At 48.3% G+C, this 20,186-nt stretch carries 23 protein-coding genes and 3 pseudogenes; all 26 read right to left on the reverse strand.

Features of this window, described 5'->3' with window-relative positions; translation table 11 throughout:
• A partial coding sequence (locus tag SSCH_RS17780; RefSeq protein WP_232294492.1) for a transposase family protein occupies nt 1-236 on the reverse strand: 236 nt, incomplete at its 3' end.
• A 7-nt stretch (nt 237-243) separates the two neighbouring features.
• A pseudogene (gene aroA / locus SSCH_RS13915) lies at nt 244-1,552 on the reverse strand (3-phosphoshikimate 1-carboxyvinyltransferase).
• A gap of 11 nt (nt 1,553-1,563) precedes the next feature.
• Complete coding sequence (locus SSCH_RS13920) at nt 1,564-1,836, reverse strand: ACT domain-containing protein (RefSeq protein WP_156972315.1); 273 nt, start codon at nt 1,834-1,836, stop codon at nt 1,564-1,566.
• Complete coding sequence (locus tag SSCH_RS13925; protein ID WP_084711208.1) at nt 1,803-2,681, reverse strand: prephenate dehydrogenase; 879 nt, start codon at nt 2,679-2,681, stop codon at nt 1,803-1,805. Before SSCH_RS13925 ends, SSCH_RS13920 begins: the two co-directional genes overlap by 34 nt.
• Nucleotides 2,682-2,893: 212 nt before the next feature.
• Nucleotides 2,894-3,955, reverse strand: coding sequence for a 3-deoxy-7-phosphoheptulonate synthase (aroF, locus tag SSCH_RS13930; RefSeq protein ID WP_044666019.1), 1,062 nt, complete (start codon nt 3,953-3,955; stop codon nt 2,894-2,896).
• Nucleotides 3,956-4,209: 254 nt separating this feature from the next.
• Nucleotides 4,210-4,392 (reverse strand): 4Fe-4S dicluster domain-containing protein, encoded by a 183-nt coding sequence (locus tag SSCH_RS13935; protein ID WP_044666004.1) that lies wholly within the window; start codon nt 4,390-4,392, stop codon nt 4,210-4,212.
• Nucleotides 4,393-4,464: 72 nt separating this feature from the next.
• On the reverse strand, nt 4,465-4,848 hold the full coding sequence (aroH, locus tag SSCH_RS13940; RefSeq protein WP_044666005.1) for a chorismate mutase: 384 nt from the start codon (nt 4,846-4,848) through the stop codon (nt 4,465-4,467).
• Between the two features lie 18 nt (nt 4,849-4,866).
• Complete coding sequence (locus SSCH_RS13945) at nt 4,867-5,289, reverse strand: HutP family protein (RefSeq protein ID WP_198142499.1); 423 nt, start codon at nt 5,287-5,289, stop codon at nt 4,867-4,869.
• Nucleotides 5,290-5,306: 17 nt separating this feature from the next.
• Nucleotides 5,307-5,684, reverse strand: a complete 378-nt coding sequence (locus tag SSCH_RS13950; RefSeq protein WP_232294493.1) for a hypothetical protein — start codon at nt 5,682-5,684, stop codon at nt 5,307-5,309.
• Nucleotides 5,685-5,860: 176 nt separating this feature from the next.
• Nucleotides 5,861-6,310: a hypothetical protein gene (locus SSCH_RS13955; RefSeq protein ID WP_232294494.1), complete on the reverse strand. Its 450-nt coding sequence runs from the start codon at nt 6,308-6,310 to the stop codon at nt 5,861-5,863.
• A 77-nt stretch (nt 6,311-6,387) separates the two neighbouring features.
• Nucleotides 6,388-6,969, reverse strand: coding sequence for a cob(I)yrinic acid a,c-diamide adenosyltransferase (locus SSCH_RS13960; RefSeq protein WP_456300471.1), 582 nt, complete (start codon nt 6,967-6,969; stop codon nt 6,388-6,390).
• Nucleotides 6,962-8,263: a heme ABC transporter ATP-binding protein gene (locus SSCH_RS13965; protein WP_052835677.1), complete on the reverse strand. Its 1,302-nt coding sequence runs from the start codon at nt 8,261-8,263 to the stop codon at nt 6,962-6,964. The genes SSCH_RS13960 and SSCH_RS13965 overlap by 8 nt, the downstream gene beginning before the upstream one ends.
• A 20-nt stretch (nt 8,264-8,283) precedes the next feature.
• The gene (locus SSCH_RS13970; RefSeq protein WP_044666008.1) at nt 8,284-9,333 is read right to left on the reverse strand and encodes a FecCD family ABC transporter permease; all 1,050 of its coding nucleotides are present in this window, start codon (nt 9,331-9,333) and stop codon (nt 8,284-8,286) included.
• A gap of 25 nt (nt 9,334-9,358) precedes the next feature.
• Nucleotides 9,359-10,294: an ABC transporter substrate-binding protein gene (locus SSCH_RS13975; RefSeq protein ID WP_044666009.1), complete on the reverse strand. Its 936-nt coding sequence runs from the start codon at nt 10,292-10,294 to the stop codon at nt 9,359-9,361.
• Between the two features lie 40 nt (nt 10,295-10,334).
• Nucleotides 10,335-11,087: a pseudouridine synthase gene (locus SSCH_RS13980; RefSeq protein ID WP_084711209.1), complete on the reverse strand. Its 753-nt coding sequence runs from the start codon at nt 11,085-11,087 to the stop codon at nt 10,335-10,337.
• A 229-nt stretch (nt 11,088-11,316) separates the two neighbouring features.
• Nucleotides 11,317-11,850 carry a spore maturation protein gene (locus tag SSCH_RS13985; RefSeq protein ID WP_044666010.1) on the reverse strand — a complete coding sequence of 178 codons (534 nt, stop codon included), beginning with the start codon at nt 11,848-11,850 and terminating at the stop codon, nt 11,317-11,319.
• Nucleotides 11,847-12,449: a nucleoside recognition domain-containing protein gene (locus tag SSCH_RS13990; protein ID WP_044666011.1), complete on the reverse strand. Its 603-nt coding sequence runs from the start codon at nt 12,447-12,449 to the stop codon at nt 11,847-11,849. The genes SSCH_RS13985 and SSCH_RS13990 overlap by 4 nt, the downstream gene beginning before the upstream one ends.
• Before the next feature lie 488 nt (nt 12,450-12,937).
• A pseudogene (locus SSCH_RS22120) lies at nt 12,938-13,000 on the reverse strand (hypothetical protein); the annotation flags it as partial.
• A complete protein-coding gene (locus SSCH_RS13995) occupies nt 12,972-13,934 on the reverse strand; it encodes a D-alanyl-D-alanine carboxypeptidase family protein (RefSeq protein ID WP_156972318.1) in 963 nt (320 codons plus the stop codon). The gene SSCH_RS13995 and the pseudogene SSCH_RS22120, both read right to left, overlap by 29 nt.
• Nucleotides 13,935-14,090: 156 nt before the next feature.
• A pseudogene (gene ytfJ, locus SSCH_RS22125) lies at nt 14,091-14,508 on the reverse strand (GerW family sporulation protein).
• A 6-nt stretch (nt 14,509-14,514) separates the two neighbouring features.
• Nucleotides 14,515-15,147: a DUF2953 domain-containing protein gene (locus tag SSCH_RS14005; RefSeq protein ID WP_044666012.1), complete on the reverse strand. Its 633-nt coding sequence runs from the start codon at nt 15,145-15,147 to the stop codon at nt 14,515-14,517.
• Nucleotides 15,148-15,224: 77 nt separating this feature from the next.
• Nucleotides 15,225-15,776 (reverse strand): SMC-Scp complex subunit ScpB, encoded by a 552-nt coding sequence (gene scpB / locus SSCH_RS14010; RefSeq protein WP_044666013.1) that lies wholly within the window; start codon nt 15,774-15,776, stop codon nt 15,225-15,227.
• Between the two features lie 259 nt (nt 15,777-16,035).
• Complete coding sequence (locus SSCH_RS14015) at nt 16,036-16,764, reverse strand: segregation and condensation protein A (RefSeq protein WP_044666014.1); 729 nt, start codon at nt 16,762-16,764, stop codon at nt 16,036-16,038.
• Nucleotides 16,742-17,746: a tryptophan--tRNA ligase gene (gene trpS, locus SSCH_RS14020; RefSeq protein ID WP_044666015.1), complete on the reverse strand. Its 1,005-nt coding sequence runs from the start codon at nt 17,744-17,746 to the stop codon at nt 16,742-16,744. Before trpS ends, SSCH_RS14015 begins: the two co-directional genes overlap by 23 nt.
• 25 nt (nt 17,747-17,771) lie before the next feature.
• Nucleotides 17,772-18,419: a site-2 protease family protein gene (locus SSCH_RS14025; protein WP_044666016.1), complete on the reverse strand. Its 648-nt coding sequence runs from the start codon at nt 18,417-18,419 to the stop codon at nt 17,772-17,774.
• Nucleotides 18,420-18,444: 25 nt separating this feature from the next.
• Nucleotides 18,445-19,755: a diaminopimelate decarboxylase gene (gene lysA, locus SSCH_RS14030; protein ID WP_044666017.1), complete on the reverse strand. Its 1,311-nt coding sequence runs from the start codon at nt 19,753-19,755 to the stop codon at nt 18,445-18,447.
• Nucleotides 19,756-20,186 lie beyond the last annotated feature (431 nt).

A 20,186-nucleotide genomic window follows, 5' to 3' on the forward strand; every position in this document is an offset into this window, starting at 1 on the left:
ACATGGATAAGCTCAAACTCATCGTAGCCGCAAATAATTCCGCAGGTCACGATGAATAAGATATCGGTTAATCGATGCCATATCTTCCCTTCCATTCTACTATCGTTCAATCCGCTAAAATAATCAAAAAACTTCCCTTGATATAAGCTTTCGCTCATCAGTATCCCCTCCACATATACTTCTGAGCTATAGCTTAATTCATAGTTGGTTGATTGTCCAGCAACTTTTACACCCATTTACTTCCTACATGAATTTGCCGTGATCTATGCCTGCACCTAACCCTTTAAACAGGTCGGGAAAAGCGGGAAAGGATATATTCAGACATCCGGCATCTTCAACAATGGTTTCTCCCCTGGCAATCAGTCCTGCTACAGCCAGTGCCATGGCCATTCTGTGGTCACCCCATGAATTTACCCGCGCACCCTCCAGTTGGCTACCCCGGATGCGCAGACCATCCGGCTCTTCTTTGATCTCTGCTTTCATTTTCCGCAGTTCAGCAGTAATTGCCTGCAGGCGGTCGGTCTCCTTCACCCGCAGTTCACCCGCATCACTGATGATGGTCTCCCCTTGCGCTGCCGCAGCTGCAACAGCCAGCACAGGTATTTCATCCAGCACCCGTGGGAGCAGTTCACCCTCTATGACTGTGCCCTTCAGATCTGCAGATCTGACGAGCAAATCAGCCACCGGTTCATTATTCCATGAACGCACATCCCGCAGCTCAATCTCTGCGCCCATCATTTTCAGCACATCAATGACTCCTGTCCTGGTTGGATTGATTCCAACACTTCTGATCATGATCTCACTGCCCTTTACCAGGGTTGCAGCAACTATCAAAAAAGCAGCCGCGGAAATATCGCCCGGCACCTGAAGAATCTGCCCTTGCAGCCCTTTATTCCCCTCAAGGTGGATCATCTTCCCGTTTATTCTCAAAGGTGCCCCGAAAACCTGAAGCATTCTTTCGGTATGGTCCCTGCTGGGAATTGGTTGGATGATGGTGGTTGTTCCCGATGCCTTTAAACCCGCCAAAAGGATTGCAGATTTCACCTGGGCACTGGGAACAGGGAGCCTGTACTCGATTGGTCTGACCTGGCGTAGTCCCTTGATGGCAAGAGGGGCATATCTGTTCTCGGATCTCCCCTGGATCTGTGTCCCCATCATTGTTAATGGAGTGATTACCCTGCCCATGGGGCGCCTGCATAGGGACTGATCCCCTGTCAGAACCGCAAAGAGATCCTGCCCCGCTAACAATCCGAGCAAGAGGCGCATTGTGGTCCCTGAATTCCCCGCATCTAAAATCTCCGCGGGCTCTTGTAAGCCATCAAGTCCTCTTCCCATAATGCGGATAAACCCGTCTTTTTTCTCTATTCGTGACCCCGAGCTTTTTCAGGCACTGTAGTGTTTGTATGCAGTCCGCTCCCCACAAATAGTTATAAATATCTGTGGCCCCCTCTGCTAGAGAGGCGATCAAAGCAGCGCGGTGGGAAATAGACTTATCTCCTGGCACAGAGCAGGTACCAGATAGCTTTCCACCGGACAAAACCCGCAGTTTCATCTTCACTCACCTCATCTTCTTCTTTTTACAGCAATATCGGCCTTGCATAACACTTGAAACGCCCTCTCCACTTCTCTCTCGGTCTTAAACCCCAGTCTAATAGTGCCACCCTCTCCCTCACGGATGCGGAGAATTTCCAAATCAGATATATTGATCTCTTCTTCCCCTAAAAGACCGGTGATCAAGGCGATACTGCCAGGGCGATCAGGCACCGTACAGATCAGTTCGTAAAGGTAGGTAGAGTGACCCTTTAAATGAAAGGTATCTTTTGGCGTTCGCAGCAAGGCCGCTGCATGAATAAGACAAGTTCATTATAGTCTTCCCGCTCTAAAAGCTGTTCACAGTGCAGCAGCACTTCACGGAAATGTCTGGTGAGTTCGATCACATTCCTGCGATTAGTTGCAAAAATATCTCGCCACATCACCTGGCTGCTGGCAGCTATACGCGTCATATCCCGGAAGCCCCCCGCAGCTAAAGTGAGAGCCTGGGGGTGTGTTTCTGAAAAATCCGCTGCCAGATTCATGAGGGCCACTGCCATCATATGTGGCAGGTGACTGATCGCCGCCACGATCCGGTCGTGATCATCAGGTGATATAAAGCAGGAGATAGCTCCTGAATCAGCAACCATCTCCTGGATCTTTTGCAATGCTTCGGAATCTGTTCTGGCGGTGGGAGTGAGCACATAAATGGCATTTTCAAAGAGATACAGTTCAGCAGCCTCAATTCCTGATCTTTCAGAACCGGTCATGGGGTGCCCACCCACAAAACGGGAAGGAAAGATCTCTTCAAGCAGAGCAACGACCTCTGCCTTGGTGCTGCCCACATCGGTAACAATGGCCTCAGAAGAGATAGAGGGGGCGATTTCCCTGGCAAGATCAGCGAGATCCCCGACAGGTATGGCAAGAACAACTATATCTGCCTGCTTTACTCCGTTAAGGCAATCTGTTGTGCCTGCAGAGACCGCACCTGTTTCCAGTGCAAGGCGTACAGTGACAGGATCCCGATCAATGCCCACCACTTCATAATTTCCTTTTGCCAGCAGGGCCATCCCCAAGGAGCCACCTATAACACCAAGTCCGATGATGGCGACCCTCATATTTTCTTTCAGTGCTAATTCCCTCCTCCCCATGACAGGCGCTAACAGGGGACATTTCTTTTGTCGCGATCCACGGTTTGCGGTGACAGTCACCCTTCTCTTTCAGCACTATTCCACCCCTTTAGCATGACAACCATTACACAGGGATGGCCCATTTGACACTAACCGGCCAATCTTGCACTATTGCTATAATGCTTTCCGACATCTATTCCGACTTCTGACTTCCGGTATCTGACTTCTATTAACTAGGGCCTCAGACCCCCGGCATCAGAGATCCAATTCTGCCTGACACCGTTAACTGCTCTGCCTATTGCATGGGCAACTTGATGCACTTCCTGGACCAACCCCTGGAAGTTTTCAGGTGTAAGGGACTGCTGCCCATCTGAGAGGGCATCTCCAGGAGAAGGGTGTACCTCGATCAGCAGTCCATCCGCTCCGACTGCTACAGCTGCGCGAGACATGGGGGAGACCATCCACCAGTTGCCGGTCCCATGGCTGGGATCCACCATCACCGGAAGATGGGAAAGGCGCTTGACCACAGGTACCGCATTTAAATCCAGAGTGTTCCTGGTATATGTTTCAAATGTTTTGATTCCCCGTTCACAGAGGATAACCTGGTGGTTGCCTTCAAGCATCATATATTCGGCAGCCATAAGCCACTCCTCAATAGTTGCAGCCGCTCCTCGTTTCAAAAGAACAGGCTTGCCCGCTGCAGCAGCCTCTTTTAAAAGGGGAAAGTTCTGCATATTTCGTGCTCCGATCTGCAGAATATCGGCACAGCCGGCAACGAGCGGTACTAGACGGGGATCCATCACCTCAGTTACGATCAAAAGCCCTGTTTCTGAGCGCGCCTCAACCATGTATTCTAACCCCTTTTCTGCGAGACCCTGAAAAGAATACGGGGAGGTGCGGGGTTTAAACGCCCCCCCGCGCAGGAAGGTGGCTCCCGCTTCCTTCACTGCAAAGGCACACTCCAGCAGTTGTGTTCTGGATTCTACAGCACAGGGGCCTGCCATCAGGTGAACATCCTTGCCCCCGATAGCCTGACCCCCAACTTTAATTATTGTACTATCTTGTTTAAATTCGCGACTTGCCAGCTTAAAAGGATTCAGAATTGGAATCACCTTTTCGACCCCGGGCATTACATCGATCGATAATCTAAATGCTCTCGTGCGGTCACCGATCACACCGATGATAGTGCGAGCTACTCCCTTGGAAATATGTACTGTAAACCCTTCCTTGATTAATTTCGACTGTACTGCTTTTATTTCCTTTATTCTTGCCTGCCCATCCATGATAATAATCATCTTGCTGACCTCCTCAGAGTGACAGGGAACAGCAGGATAACAATAAAAAACACAAAAAATACTCCAGGTAAGGAGTATTAGACAAGCTATCCCTCCTGCCATACTGCCGTCCTGCCAAAATTTTAATACACCGGGTATCCTACCAATTTCCACCGTACTGCTCCCCCGGTTACCTCATTCTAACATAAGTCAATCGGGAATGAAAGAAGAAGCTCACAGGATATCCTGTGAGCTTCTTCACAATAATCAACTAACTATTCATCTTCTAGCGTAATTGCTTCCTCCGGGCACTCCTCTACACAGGTTTCGCAATCTGTGCAGTCATCCGGACGAGCAACCTTGGACTTATCATCTTCCATCTCGAAAACTTCACTGGGGCACACATCAACACAGGTTTCACAGCCAGTACACTTGTCCAGATCTACTTTCGGCGGCATAATTATCCCCTCCCTTTTCTACTTATTATAATGACAAAACTAAAAAGATCATACAAGCCTGTTTTAAAGATGTCAACCGTTTTTTCCATCCAGGTCAGGTCTGAGCACCGCTGCATCCTCCAAATAAATGTGCTTCACTTCGTCCTGGGCACAATCCATATAAGCATGGACTAAGACACGCACACACATCTGCAGAGCTCCAGGTACAGGTATTTCCGTTGTACAGAAAAGGGGCACATGAACCCACCCCAGCTCCCGGGCAGCTTCAGCCGGAAATGTGGCATTCAAGTCCGGTGTAAGCGAAAGGATAATACTGATCATTCTTTCAGGTTCCAGTAAATTTTCATCAGCAATGATCCTCAGCAGTTCCCTGGCAGCTCCCCTGATTGCCTCAGGGGTATTTTCCGGAACAGGTGCTGCACCGCGGATACCTCGTACCCATAATGTTCGTCCCATGAATAAACCACCATCTTTTTAAGAAACCACACGGTGCCCCAGGCCGACTGCCACTTCGTCAAGATGCAGCAGCCCAATCCCAAAGAAAACAGCTACACTCACATGGTCATTGTACCGGGCTATTCCGATCTTACCACCTACATTGAAGCCCACAGCCTTTAAGCTTATCTGGCTCAAAGCCTCTCTGGTGGCACCCGCAACAGCACCCTGTTCACTATGGGTTTCTCTGATTACTCCTTCCCTTTTTGCTGCCACAACCGCTCGTTCCATAAACTTTTTTACTGTGCTGATAAACTCACCACCACAGTCCACAGCGGCTGTCTTAATTCCTTGTTTGGCAAACAGAGCCTTTTGCTCTGTCTCCTCTTCTCTTGTCTTCGTAAGCGCCATTTGGATCGCTATAGCGGCTATCTGCCTGCTGCCGTAGCCATTCAAGACCATATCACCCCACCTTTTCTCTATTCGATTCTAACCTTACCTAAACTGGCCCGGGAGGTGTCGGTCGTCACCCGGTAGTTAACCGGAGGCCAGCAAACCCCTTGTGAAACCGCACTTACCTGGAATGTGATAGGATATGGATAAGCAGTGCCATCGAGCACAATTTCATCACCCGCCTTTACGGGAAGCAGAACCTCCCGTTCCTGAAAACCGGCAGCCTTCTTACCATTGATATAAACAGCCGCCCCAGGCAGGATAAAGTAACTGTCAATCTTGAGCTTGACTTCTCCGACCTCTTTCTGCCTCAGGCTCGTCACTGCCAGATCCTGACTTGATAAGGGGACCCCTTCCATTTGCTCAGCAAAACTTAAGTAAAAGCGGATAGGTTCCTTACCCATAAACATCTGAAAAAAAAACCAGCAGAGAAAAAAGGAGCACAACGATAACTTGCAGCCCTTTTTCCCAGCGCTCCAGGCGTTCAAAAAAGTGTCTTCCCATTATTAAGCCCTCCCGCGTAATTCTCTATAACCATCTTTTACGCAGTTCAGGGCATTTTTATGCAGAGCAGGTAAATTTACCTGTTATTAATGCGTTTTTCCAGGTAAAGACGATAAGTACGCAGTTCCTCATTGATCTTATAAATAATACGCTCAACCTGGTGCTTATCCAATAAAACTTCTATCGGAGATATTACTTCCACTTTGCGAAATTCATCCCGCAGCAGAAAAGGGATAACATCCTCGATGGTGTCCGCCTCTAAAGTAAATTCGACAGGTGCATAGGCAATCTCACGTCCGGTGGCCTCATCGCTGACCATATAGACCTCACCATTGGTATTGATGTCTTCGACTCGAACACCCTGAATGGGAATATTCCGCAGCAAGATTGCCCTTTGTTCCCGGACCTCCTCAGCTATCTCCTCCCCTTCCCTCATCCTGGAGAAGAGTTTACCCTGCTTGCCTTCCCCGCGGTAGTCAAAGCGAACTCTAAAACGCAGTTTTGAAGTATCTGTGTTGTTCATCATAATTATCTCCACCTCCCGTGTGATCCTGTAAATATCGTCTCATTTCGTCATATGTCCACAAAATTCCTTCCCAGGATTTAATACTCAATTCCTCGCCTGCTGATAATTCCTTTTTGGAAGGGGTGTTTCCTGAGGGTCATTTCGGTCACCAGATCAGCTCGCTCAATGATCGCTGGGTGAGCATTGCGCCCGGTCAAGATCACTTCAACATAAGGCAATTTTTTATTCAGTAAAGCAATAACCTCGTCCGGAGTCAGGAAGTTCTGGTAGATGGCGTGGTTGATTTCATCCAATACTACGATATCATATTCACCTGAACAGACTGCCTTCTCTGCTGCACTGAAACCCAGACATGTCATTCTTTCACATTCGGCATTATCCTTCCCCTTGGAAGGAAAACACTTGCCACAGCCGCGACACTTCTCTTCTCCCTGCCTGATCAATGTGCTGTAAGGGCAGGTAATCCCATACTGGCGAAATGCAAAATTGGGGTAGAGCCTCTGAGTGCTGTACAATTCCCCGGTATAGGCCCCCCCTTTAATAAATTGTATAAAGCAGACAAAAAATCCGTGCCCAACTGCCCTCAGGCACTGTCCCAGGGCAGCGGTTGTCTTGCCTTTACTGTCTCCTGTATAAACCTGTACAAGTCCTTTATCCAAGCGCGGTCTCGACATTATCTTTCCCCCTTCTTAAAGTTTGTACAATTCTTATAACTGCCAACTGATCAGGCAGCAGACAGAGGCCCTGCTCCTGTAACTTGGAAACACAGCGAACCACCTCTCCCCCGGTATAATCGCGATCAGGTAAGCGATCAGGTGCTACAAGATAACAGGGCTTTCCAGAAGCAAGAAGCGGCTCCAAAACCTGTAGATTAGGAAAGTTTCCACGGCCGAAAGGTGTCTCCAGGAGAAAAACTGCATCAGCATCCAGGGCAAGTTTTAGATTCGCCTCATAACTCTGTGTGCTGATAGGGGAAAAAGGCTTTTCTTCAATAACCTCTATCCCTAAGGCACGCCCTACCTCCCAGTCAGTATCCTGGATATTAACAACCCCGGCAGTGACATGACACCCCATTCCCTGCAGTTGGCCCATCAAAGCACCACCGACACCCCCACCGCAGATCAGGTGCACCCGCGGTAAAGAGGAACTTTTATTGCTCTCACCTGTGGATGGCAGAATCACTATCTGGGGAGCACCTGTCAGTGGGTGTTTAATCACCATTACATCTGTATTGTATACCTGTTTTATAGTCTCCGCTGTCAGTACATCCTCCGGGGTTCCCGCCATATAAATCTGCCCCTGATGTAAAATAATCAACTGCTGGCTGAATTGGGCTGCCAGATTCAAGTCATGCAGGATACCGACAACGGTCACACCATGACTTGTGTTCATCTCTTTTAAGAGATTGAGCACTTCCAGCTGCGCGCTTAGATCAAGATGGGCAACAGGCTCATCCAGCAGAATAATCTGTGGTTCCTGGGCTAGCGCCCTGGCCAAAATGACCTTTTGGCGTTCTCCACCGCTCAGCTCCAGTACATTGCGGTCTTTGAGATGCCAGCAGTTAGCTGACTCCATGGATTTGCGCACAATCTCATAATCATGTTCGCTTTCACGGTCAAATCTATCCAGGTGAGGATGCCTTCCCATCAGGACCACTTCCATAACAGAAAAGGGAAAGTGCATCTCTATCTCCTGAGGCACCACAGCTACCTGTCTGGCAAGATCTCGCCGCGAGATTTTAGTCAGGTCCTCCCCTTGAAAATAAACAACACCCTGTGTGGGTTTCAGTGTTGCAGCAATGGTTTTCAAAAGGGTGGATTTGCCCGCGGCATTGGGCCCCACGATACCCAGAAAACTACCGGGAGCGATGTCCAGGCTTACCCCTTTGAGGGCCTGGTGAGATCCATAACTGCATTCAACACCATGTATCTTAAAAACCATATTGTTCATCATCTATCAATAATCCTTCCCATCTAAAAATAGCCCCTGCTCTTACGGGTACGCAAGAGATACATGAAAAAAGGGGCGCCTAAGAATGCGGTGACAACACCGACAGGCAGTTCAACAGGTGCTACAGCAACCCGGGCCACAATATCCGCCCATATTAAAAATATTCCCCCGCCAACCGCAGAAACCGGCAGCAGCACCCGGTGGTCCGGACCCAATGTAAGCCGCACCAGGTGGGGAACAATTAAACCTACAAAGCCGATGGTCCCAGCCAGGGATACGGCAATACCGGTTAGAAGAGTAGCCAACAGCAAAATTATTTGTTTCGTCCTTTCCACAGATACACCTAACTGTCCTGCAGCCTCCTCACCGAAGGTCAGAATATTCAGGTCACGCCCAAAGAAACAGAGCAGGATAATCCCTGCCACCAAAAGGGGCAGTGTATATATGAAATAATCACTTCCCCTAATTCCCAAGCTGCCCATCAACCAGTAGATAACTTGTTGGAGGTTATGCCCGGCCACTGTAAGCAGATAAGAGAGAATAGCAGACATAAAGGAACTCATGACTACCCCGGCCAGAATGAGCGTTTCCACTGCCAGGTGTCCGTTGACAACAGCCAAACGATAGACCAAAATTCCTGTCAATAACGCCCCCAAAAAGGCAGCAAAGGGAAGGCTGACCGCACCCAATAACCCCCCACCTGCAAAGATGATCACCAGTGCTGCACCCACTGCTGCACCGGAGGCCACACCAATTGTGTATGGTTCTGCCAAAGGGTTACGCAAAAGGCCCTGGAGAGACGCTCCAGCCACAGCAAGTGCGGCACCCACAAATATGGCAAGCACCACCCGTGGAAGGCGAATCTTATAGATAATGGCATCTGTGGCAGCATCCGGGGCGGAAAACCATGATGATAATCCCGGAATATGAGCAAATAATACCTTAATAGTGGTTAAGGGTGATGTTGTTGTACTGCCAAAGCTAACACCGAAGATCACAGAAATAATGAGCACAACCAAGAGCACAATCAAGATTCCCAGGGAACTACGAGAGCGAGTACTGCTGTGATGCATCACATTCATCCTTTAGTGTCTAGTCTTAAAAAAGATCCGGATAAAGAGCCTTTGCCACTGTTTCCACAGCCATAGCAGAGCGGGGACCCGCCCGGTTCACCAGGTTAGTATCGATATCGGTGATGATGTGTCCCTTCTGGACAGCTTTGACTGTATCCCATCCGGGGCGCTTATTGATTTCCGCTTTCACATCAACATAATAACTGTCCGCTGCCAAAATCGCATCAGGATTGCATTTAACCACGGTCTCCAGGCTGTACATCTGATAACCGGTTATATCACTGGCAATGTTGATTCCCCCCGCCAGGCGTACCAGTTCATCAACATAGGTATCCCCTCCCGCTGTATACAGGGGGTCATTTCCCACTTCGATAAAAACCTTGAGGCGTTCTTCTTCAGGAATTTCAGCAACTTTCTGCTGCACATCAGATATTTTTGCTTTCATCTCCGAAATGATTTTATCTCCGTTACTATCGGTGCCGGTCACCTTCGCAATTAATTCAATCGACCTGTAAACCCCATCAATGCTTTCCGGGTCCACACAGAGAACGGGAACATCAAGCTTTCGCAGCTTGCTGACGATATCTTCATTGAGGACTGCCTTGGCTACAACCAGATCCGGCTTCAAGGCAACGATCTCTTCCACATTCCCCTGCAGGTCGCCGATACGGGCCTTCTGGCTGACTTCCTCCGGATAATCACAGTAGGTAGTTACACCCACCACCCGTTCCCCCAGACCCAGTGCAAACAGGATTTCAGTGTTGTTGGGGGTTAGGGAGATTATCCGCTCGGGGTATTTATCCAATTTCAATTGTGTCCCTGAATCATCTGTAACCACGATTTCGCCTGTTGTCATGTCTGATCCGGCAGTATTTTGCTGCTGGCAGCCGCTGAGCAGTAGAACAAAAATCAAGAGCAACAAAATAGCTGTGATCTGTGTGTGACGTTTTCTATAAAGCATCCAGTTTCCCCCTTGTAGTAATAATATTAATATTATATCTTTAATTTCTCTGCCGCGGTATGGTTTCCTTCCTTTTGGGTATTCTTTTTAATCTTTGAACCTCTTTTGGGGTAAGAAACCGGTATTCACCTGGCAGCAGCCCCTTAATATTTAAAAAAGCCACACTCTTTCTCTCCAGGTCAAGTACAGGATGGCCAACCCATTCACACATCCTGCGCACCTGGCGCTTTCTTCCCTCTCGCAGACTGATCTCTAAAAGCCCCTTATCCTGAGATTGCATTCCCAGGAAAGACACTTTGGCTGGAGCAGTTCTGCCATCCTCAAGAGGCAGCCCTTCTCTCATCTTCTGTATGATTGCCGGTGACGGCTTCCCCCGCACAAGAACAAGGTAGGTTTTCCATACTCCATATTTGGGGTGTGTCAACAGGTATGCCAGTTCCCCATCATCGGTCAGCAAGAGCAGCCCGCTTGTTTGATAATCCAGTCTACCCACAGGAAATAAACGAACCCCAGAAAGCGGCACCAGGTCCGTTACCTTGGGCCTCCCCTGTGGGTCCTTAACAGTAGAGACACAGCCTTTGGGTTTGTAAAGAAGCACATAGGTGTGCTTCCGGGGAAGTGTTATCCCTTTTCCATCCACAAGTATCTTGTCTTTAAGAGGATCAACCTTGATGCCCAGTTCTGCAATTTCACCATTAACCCGAACCCTGCCCCCTTGGATCAGATCCTCACAGCAGCGGCGCGACCCTACACCTGCCCTGGCCATCACCTTCTGCAGACGCTCTAAAGAGATCTTGCTTCACCTCCTGGGATAGAGTTGCCTTTATACTCTGAACAACATGATCATCAATAAAAGCATATGTCGAGAACAGGGAGAACAGGGAGAAGAGGTTCGGACAACTCCCTCTTCCTGCCCCATGATTGCTATATTCATGCATAGACTCCCCCTTGATCCCCATAAATAATTCGACTAAATCCGCTATTATCCTGCCAAATTCAACCTCATCTCTGGAATTTTCACTTTAGAAAAGAAGATGACAAATGAAAAGAGAAGCGAACAGTCCAGTGAGATCCGCCATCAAACCAAGGGGTACCGCATGGCGATAGCGCTTGATCCCCACTGATCCAAAGTAAACCGTTAAAACAAAAAATGTGGTATCAGTGGTCCCCTGCATTATCGAAGCAAGCCTGCCAATAAAGGTGTCTGGTCCATGGCTGTAGATTAACTCGGTGGCAAGACCCAGGGCACTGCTTCCTGAGAGCGGCCTCATGACAGCAAGGGGCAGCACTTCTGCTGGGGCGCCGACCAAGCCCAAAATGGGAGCACAGAGCCGCGCGAAAATATCCATAGCCCCTGAAACACGGAATATCTTGATCGCCACAAACATGGCCACCAGGTAAGGAATGATGCGGACAGCAATCTGAAACCCTTCTGCAGCGCCCTGGACAAAGGCTTCATAAACTGGAATCTTGCGGCACCAACCGACAACAAGAAATAAAACAAACAAAAATGGTATAGCCCAGCGTGAAACCTCAGTCAATACCTGTTCGATCATCTTCTTCCCCTCCTCTGCCTCGCCCGGAAGAAGTTGCGCCAGCAAAAGTCAGCAAAAAGAGTCACGATCATGGTAAACCCTGTGGCAAACATGGTTGGTCCAACGATCTCGGTGGGATTGACTGAGCCTGCGGCCACTCTCACACCCACGATGGTGGCGGGAACCAGGGTGATACAGGATGTGTTAGCAGCTAAAAAAGTGCACATGGCATCTGTGGCTGTTTCCTTTTGAGGGTTGAGTTTCTGCAGTTCTTCCATCGCTTTTAGACCAAACGGGGTTGCGGCATTCCCTAACCCCAGGATATTGGCGCTGATATTCATGATGATCGCTCCCAGGGCAGGGTGGTTGGGGGGTACACCGGGAAAAAGCAAAACGGTCAATGGCCGCAGAAGACGCGCCAGGATTCTGATCAACCCCGCTTGCCTGGCGATCTCCAGCAACCCCAACCAGAGTGTCATCAACCCGATCAGATCCAAACAAACCTTGACAGCTTCATTTGCACCGCTGAAAAACGTCTCAGTCACCAGGTCGATCCTGCCACTACAAGCGGCAACTACAATACCGGTCAGAATTAAAAAAAGCCAAATAATGTTGAGCATCCACCTTACCTCCTCCAGTTGCTTCCTTTTTCACCTTTATGTAGGAGGCAAAAAAAATAGACCAAAAAATAGTAGAATGCAAGGGGGACGGTTCCTGGCGCATTTCTGCGTGCAAGGGGAACGTGCAAAAGAAGCGTCCCTGGTACATTTCTGAGAGGGGGATCCTCCGTGTAGCACGCATTTCTGACTTCTGCTTTTCGGGTTTGTCGTTGGTAAATAGTGTTTGATCAAGACGTGGATCATGGATCATGGGGAAGGCACTCTTGATTCATCAGGAAAGAATAAAGGCTGGTTAGTCGTTAGTAAAGGATGTCCGCGTGCACCGGGGACTGTCCCCGGTGCACGCGTTGCACACGCGGTGCATCTAACAGTTCTATTTAAGAAAACAGTGACATAAACCAGTTGATAATAGCCATCCAGAAAGGCGGTTTCTTTGGTACACTTTCCTGAGCAATATAGTTGATCTGGTCGATCTCTTGCCCGTTCAATATAACCTTAACTTTGCCCAGGACATCACCCTTCTCAACCGGAGCCTGAACCTCTTCTGCTATCTCTGATCTTAAAAGAGAGCTGGCTTTTTTCTATAGGAAGCACAGCAACTGTTGGATCCTTCTCTAACTTCACCACTACAGATTTACTGGTTCCATCCTTTACGTTAACCCCGTTGACTTTATCTTTTTCCGCAACAGCAACCATCTCATAATTATTAAAGCCGTAATCGAGCAGCTTCTCTGTATCACTGTAAATATCAGAGGAATTCATCACAACAGAGATCAGCTTCAGGTCACCGCGATGCGCCGCTCCCACCAGACAGCAGCCGGCTGTCCTTGTATAGCCTGTTTTGACACCCCGCGCCCCCTGATATCTGGTGATCAATTTGTTTTTGTTAAAAAGGGCGCGCTCCCAACTATGGCCTGGCCAGGGAAGATTCATTTCCTTTGTAGCAATAACATCCCTGAACAGGGGGTTTTTCATGCCCTCTCTGGCAAGAGAAGCCAGATCAAAGGCACTGCTGTAATGCCCTTCTGCATCCAAACCGTGAGGGTTTGCAAAATGGGTGTCAGATAAATTCAGCTCCCTGGCACGGTTGTTCATTTGCCTAACAAAAAGCTCTTCACTTCCGGCAACACTTTCTGCCAGAGCTACAGCAGCATCATTAGCAGAGGCCAGCATCAAGCCGTAGAGAAGATCATTCCTGCTCAAAACCTCCCCCTCTTCCAACCAAATGGAGCTTTCCCCGGTTTCCTCGGCATGCTTACTGACCACAACCTGTTTATCCAGATCACCATGCTCGACAACCAGGAGGGCAGTCATGATTTTAGTTAGGCTGGCCTGGGGCATCCTTTGGTGGACATCTTTGGCTAATAGTACACGGCCCGAACTCTCATCCATCAGGATGGCAGCCTTTGCGGAGATATCAGGTATTTCCGCAGCTTCCGACTTGGGTTGAAAGGAAAGAAACAGAATAATAGCAACAAATATCACCAAATACGTTCGATTAAATATCTTCCTGCAAATCACTGTCAGTTCACTCCTAGAAGATGTTGATTCGTCAAGGAAGACTTATTTCCCTGCTTTTTTCTCCAAAAAAGATAACCCCTTCTAAAATAGAAGGGGAACCAGCTAAAACTATGTTGTCTGTTAAATCACCGGGCTTTCCGGAGGAGTCTCTTGCTGCTGTTTCTGCTGCATCATCACCTGCAGTCTTTCCAGCAGATTGGGAGCAAGATCGATAAGGCGCTCTGCAACAGGATTTCCGTCAACAGGCAGCATTCGAACAGTATTTTGTCCTACAACCAGGAAGCCGACAGGGCGCACAGAAACACCCCCTCCGCTTCCCCCCCCCAAATGGTAGAGATCCCTGATCAGTATGGCTGTCACCGTCGGTCTGGTAATCCGCCCCTCCTGCCGCGAATCCGCAGGAAACACGGGATACCGGCATAATTACACTGCCATCCGGGGTTTCTACAGGATCACCGACGATTGTGTTTACATCAATCATATCCTTGATATTTTCCATAGCAGTTTTCATCAATGTTTCGATAGGATGATCCGCCAAATCCTGTCACCTCTCTTTTTTGTCCCAGACATTTTTGATCAACCACAGCAAATAATAACTAAATACAATAATAATATGACCTAAACGGGTAGTGAATATGCAGTTCACACTAGTTTTCCAATGCATCCTGCCAAAAAAAGGGGCAACGTACACCCGTGTATTCTGGGAACTCATTTTTAAGAAACGGGACAAATATCCCATCACCACCCCTTTACCTGACCACAACAGCCCTGTGGCAACACCGGTCAGTGCGTAATCGGTAAAGCCCAGTTCTGTTTCCCAGATAAAACTGCGGCAGACGCTCCTTTCCATGAACACCCTGTTGTATCGCAGCAGTTTTTGATAACGGGAAAAAATTCTAAAGAGATCTTCCAGCGATCTAGGTTCATGATGCTGTTCCTTTCCACCTATATGGAAAGGGATAATGAACCGGTATTTCTCCCTGATCTTTTCACTTCCAAAATAAATTTTGATCCCGAACCCCAGCTTTCTCCACAGGAATTCAAACCTCAATGTAATTGAGTGTTCATCCATACCCCACCTGTAAAAAAAGCGGAGCTTTACAGGCATCACAGCCAGCAAAATCCCCACTGCTAAAATTAACGTACAAATCAGCACGCCGAGCTCTATCTGACGCAACCTCAAACACCTCACAGCATCCGCTGTTGCAACTCTGTCATCTAGTATTAAGGTGTGCGCCTGAAAGGAAAAGTATACTATTTTTCTGATGTATTACCGCTATTTCCCAGGTCCGGGAGGGGAGGCAGGTCACTGAGGTCATTGAGGCCGAAATACTCAAGAAACTTATGTGTTGACCCATATAGTATGGGTCTTCCGGGGCCACTGCCGCGGCCCATTTCTTTGATCAATCCCCGTTCCAGCAAATTGATCAGAATGTGGTCGACACGAACACCGCGTATGGCCTCAATTTTAGCCCTGGTAACAGGTTGGTAGTAAGCAATGATGCTCAGGGTTTCCAATGCAGCCCTGGATAGTTCAGGTTCTGTTGCTTTTTCCCGAAGCAGTTTCTCTATATAAAATGAATATTCAGGACGGGTAACCAGTTGATAACCACCTGCAACCTTGACGAGTTGCAAGCCGTGTCCGGGCTGATCATAGAGTTTTTCCAGTTTTTTGAGAAGCTCTTCTATATCTCTGGCGGAATAGCCTGTGAGGCGGCTCAATGTCTCGGTTGATACCGGCTCTGAGGTGACAAAGATCAGCACCTCCAGTACAGCGGTGGCCTCCTCAGGGAAAATTACCGTCATCTCATATCTCTCCCTATCTTTTGTTGATGCACCGTTCCGGTGCCTCCTAAAGATGCAGGTTGTTACTCTACTCAACTTTAAGTGGTCCGGCATATTCGTTCATCAATATTGTATCCTCCTGTTACAGCAGGTTCTATGGATGATACTCATTTGTAAGTCTTGTCCAATTTTAGTCGCTTTTTAGACGCTCTCTTAGAGATTCTTCTTTTAGAATAAGCAAGGGGTAAATGAGAAAGCGCCCTTGAGAATGCCGCTAAACTTAGACATTCTCTTTTAGAATAAGCAAGAGTTCGTCTGTCTTCAGATCCTCTCTGACAATTATCTCTCCCTCATAAACAAGCTCCAAAACAGCCAGAAAAGTGAAGATCACATCATCCCTTCCGTAAGTCACAGGAAAGAAATCGCTAAAGTGGATGCCCTCTGGACGGGATTTGATCATTGCAAGGACATCATTCATCAGATCATCGAGATCATAGGGAACACTCTTTACCATATAAGGCTCAGGCAGCTTGGAGATGCGTTCTATGATGCCTTGAAAGGCTTCAAGCAAGCGGGAAACATCATCTCTGGCACCCTTTTGTTCAGGAACCTTAACTTTAATAGGGGGGCGCCGGTAAACCATCATCCACTCCCGGGCACGCTCCTCCAGTGTGATAGCTGCATCCTGAAAAGCCAGGTATTCTTCAAAATCTGTTTCCAAAAGACCATCCTCATCATCTTGATCCAACAAGGGATCACTTTCCTCATCTTCCTCTTCATGCCGCGGCAGCAGCAGTCTAGCCTTGACAGCCAGAAGGGTAGCCGCTAAGACCAAAAACCGGCTACCCTCTTCTAAATCAGAAAAAGCGATCCCCATGTAATAGTCAATAAACTGGTCAATAATTGTACAGACAGGGATTTCACCTGCTGGAATCTCCTCATTGTTAAGGCTTCTAAGGAGAAGATCCAGCGGCCCCTCATAAACATCAAGTTGAACCTGGTATTTCAAACCCCATCGCCGCCCGTACTTCTTGCATGGTCTGCCTTGCCTTCCAGCGTGCTCGCCTTTTTCCTTCGTTCAGAACATCCCAGACATAGTCGGGATCCTTTTCCAATTCCTGTCGCCGCTCCCAGTAGGGAGTCAAATGATCGATGAGAGCTTTGACCAGCCTCTTTTTGCAGGGAACACAACCGATCTTTCCCCCTTTGCACCCTTCCTCAAGTTCTTCTATCGCTGCTGTGTTAAAAACTTTATGGAAATTAGAGACAGTACAGATTTCAGGATGCCCGGGGTCATGTACATGAATGCGATCCGGATCTGTAACCATCGTCTGTACCTTGGACTTGATCTCTTTGGGGTTAGAAAAGAGCGGTATCTCATTGCCATAACTTTTGCTCATTTTTCTGCCGTCAAGCCCCGGGATCATGGACACCTCAGCCAGATAGGGCTGGGGTTCAGGAAAAACCTCTTTCTTATAAAGATGATTAAAACGCCGCACAACCTCACGGCAGAACTCCAGGTGTGGAAGCTGGTCCTCTCCTACAGGTACAAGAGTAGCCTTGTAGATGATGATATCTGTAGCCATCAGCAGAGGATAGCCTAAAAAACCGTGTGTAGTGATATCTTTGCCCTGCTCTTTGAACTGCTGCACCTGGTCCTTATAGGTGGGGCAGCGCTCCAGCCAGGACAGCGGGGTGATCAAAGAGAGAAGCAGGTCCAGTTCAGCATGCTCTTTAACCTCTGACTGGACAAATAGTGTGCTCTGCTCCGGGTCAATCCCTACCATCAGCCAGTCCAGAACCATCTCTTTTGTGGCCTCTACAGTTAAGCCAGGGTCATCAAAGGCAGTTGTCAGTGCATGCCAGTTGGCAACCATATAATAGCAGTTATATCTCTCCTGGAACCGTCGCCAGTTCTCCAGAACGCTTAAATGCCCCAGATGCAGTCTCCCTGTAGGGCGCATCCCGCTCAAGATTGTGTCTTTTTTCATTACTACCCCTTCTTTAATTATTTTACTAGAACCCCACAAAGGGTGAAGCAATTAAGGCAGCTAGATTGTTCAGAAAGCCGATAACAACATTGGCCACCGGAAACAGCACCATTCCTATAAAACCGCTAAATATCAAAACCAGCAGGATAATCATGCTGTATCTTTCCAGCTTATAGAGTATTTCATCTGAGCCCAGCAATCCAGCCAGGATCTTGGATCCATCCAGTGGTGGTACAGGAATCAGGTTGAACACGGCCAGATAAACATTGATATAAACAATGGACCACATGATTCGAACCAGTGGCGCATCAGAATATAGCATCCGGGGATCCGGCAGGGCAAAATGTAAAACAAGTGCCGCTGAAAAGGCTATAAAAAGATTCATAAGGGGTCCTGCCGCTGAAATCAGCATCATCCCCTTCATCCGGTCACCGCGTATATTTAAGGGATTAAACGGAACCGGTTTTGCCCAACCGAATCCCGCCACAAGGAGCAGAATAAAACCTATGGGGTCCATGTGTACCAGAGGATTGAGGCTCATCCTCCCCATATAGCGTGCCGTAGGATCCCCCAACCGATCTGCAGCCCTGGCGTGAGCGTATTCATGAAAGGTCAATGCTATGATCACCGCTGGGAGCCAGAGCAGCATACGGGTAAAGTCCAAATCAAGCATTAAACATCCCCCCGAAACTTATAGATTAAAAGAGGTGTTCGGGAATACAGTGCAGTCTGCTCAGGTCTCCCCAGGTTTCCCTCTTCACAATGATATCAACTTTACCATCCTTTACCAGAACCACCGCCGGGCGCGCCAATGCATTATAGTTGCTGGACATGGAATAATTATATGCCCCTGTGCAGGATATTGCCAGCAGGTCACCGGGTTCAATCCTGGGAACCGCAAGATCCCAGATCAGCATATCTCCGGATTCGCAACACCTACCTGTGATTGCCACCCCTTCCACCGGTTTGGCAGCAGCCTTATTGGCGATGATCCCCTCATATTCAGCCTGGTACAGTGCAGGGCGCGGGTTATCGGTCATTCCCCCATCAACAGCCACATACTTCCTCACCCCGGGGATCTCCTTGCTGCTCCCCAGTGTATAAACGGTTGTTCCCGGGGGACTGATAATCGATCTCCCTGGTTCGACGAAAAGTCGCGGCCTGGGGAAATTATGTTCCCTGCACTTCTGGAGGACAGCGTCTTTGATTGTTTTAGCATACTCTTCTATTATCGGAGGTGTGTCTCCTGAGGTGTAGTAAACCCCAAGCCCCCCTCCCAGGTCAAGTTCAGGAGCTGTCCAACCGGTATGATCACGTACCTCCTGCAGAAAATCCATCATCATCAAGGCAGCACAGCGAAAAACACCGAGATCAAAGATCTGGGAGCCGATATGGCAGTGGAGACCCTTCAGATCAAGGTGGGGGGATTCCAGAGCCCGCTTCACTGCATTTAAGGCCCCCCCTCCAAAAATATTGAAGCCGAATTTGGAGTCTATCTGGCCTGTACAAATGTAAGCATGGCTGTGTGCATCTACTCCAGGAGCTAACCTGAGCAGAACTGACGGCCGGTATCCTTCGGCCGCGCTGATCTGTTCGAGCAGTTCCAGTTCATAGTGGTTGTCGATGACAATCCTGCCCACCCCACAGCTGAGTGCAAATCTCAGCTCATTAGCGGATTTATTGTTACCATGAAAGAATATCTTTTCCGGTGGAAAGCCTGCCGCTAAAGCAATGGTCAGCTCCCCTCCGGAAACAACATCGAGCCCAATCCCCTCTTTATGGATGATCCTGGCTACAGCTGTGGACAGAAAGGCCTTTGATGCGTACAAGACTCCGTCACCGTCATCCTGAGTAAACGCCTTATAGTACCTGCGGCAGTTTTCCCGCAGCAGATCCTCATCGATGATCATCAGAGGTGTTCCAAAGGTGTCAGCCAGACCCACCACATCACAGCCACCGATCTCCAAATGTCCTTGATTATTGATTTGCATCGTCCCTTGAAGTCGCATTTCCTGCCTCTTCCTTTTCTCAAAACATTTAGGTTATTCTAACACGCATAACTTCAGGGTGTCAACGAAATTGGGTGAGACGCAGTACTGACGCATCAAAATGTTTAAAAATCTTGCGAGTACAAAAACTGGCGTTTTTATCACCGATTCCGAAGTTTTTTTGAAAAATATCCGTTCTACATGTGGTGGCACATCCTTTTCAAGCTATTTTGCTCCTTTTAACCTACTATAGCACCTTCAAATGGGCATACGGGTAGTGTACACCGTATTGAAACCGCTATGTTGAATAGAATTGCTAAGCTGCCGTTGGCCTTATTTTCCAATCATCATCCTGAACCAATCGCAGTTGGCCTGGGGATTTCATTAACTTGCGAATTCGCTTTGTTATCTAAGGAATTTGTAAATATCTTTTTACGAAACTTTTTCAAATA

It is taken from the genome of Syntrophaceticus schinkii (assembly GCF_000946815.1).
In the GTDB taxonomy this organism is placed as follows: domain Bacteria; phylum Bacillota; class DSM-12270; order Thermacetogeniales; family Thermacetogeniaceae; genus Syntrophaceticus; species Syntrophaceticus schinkii.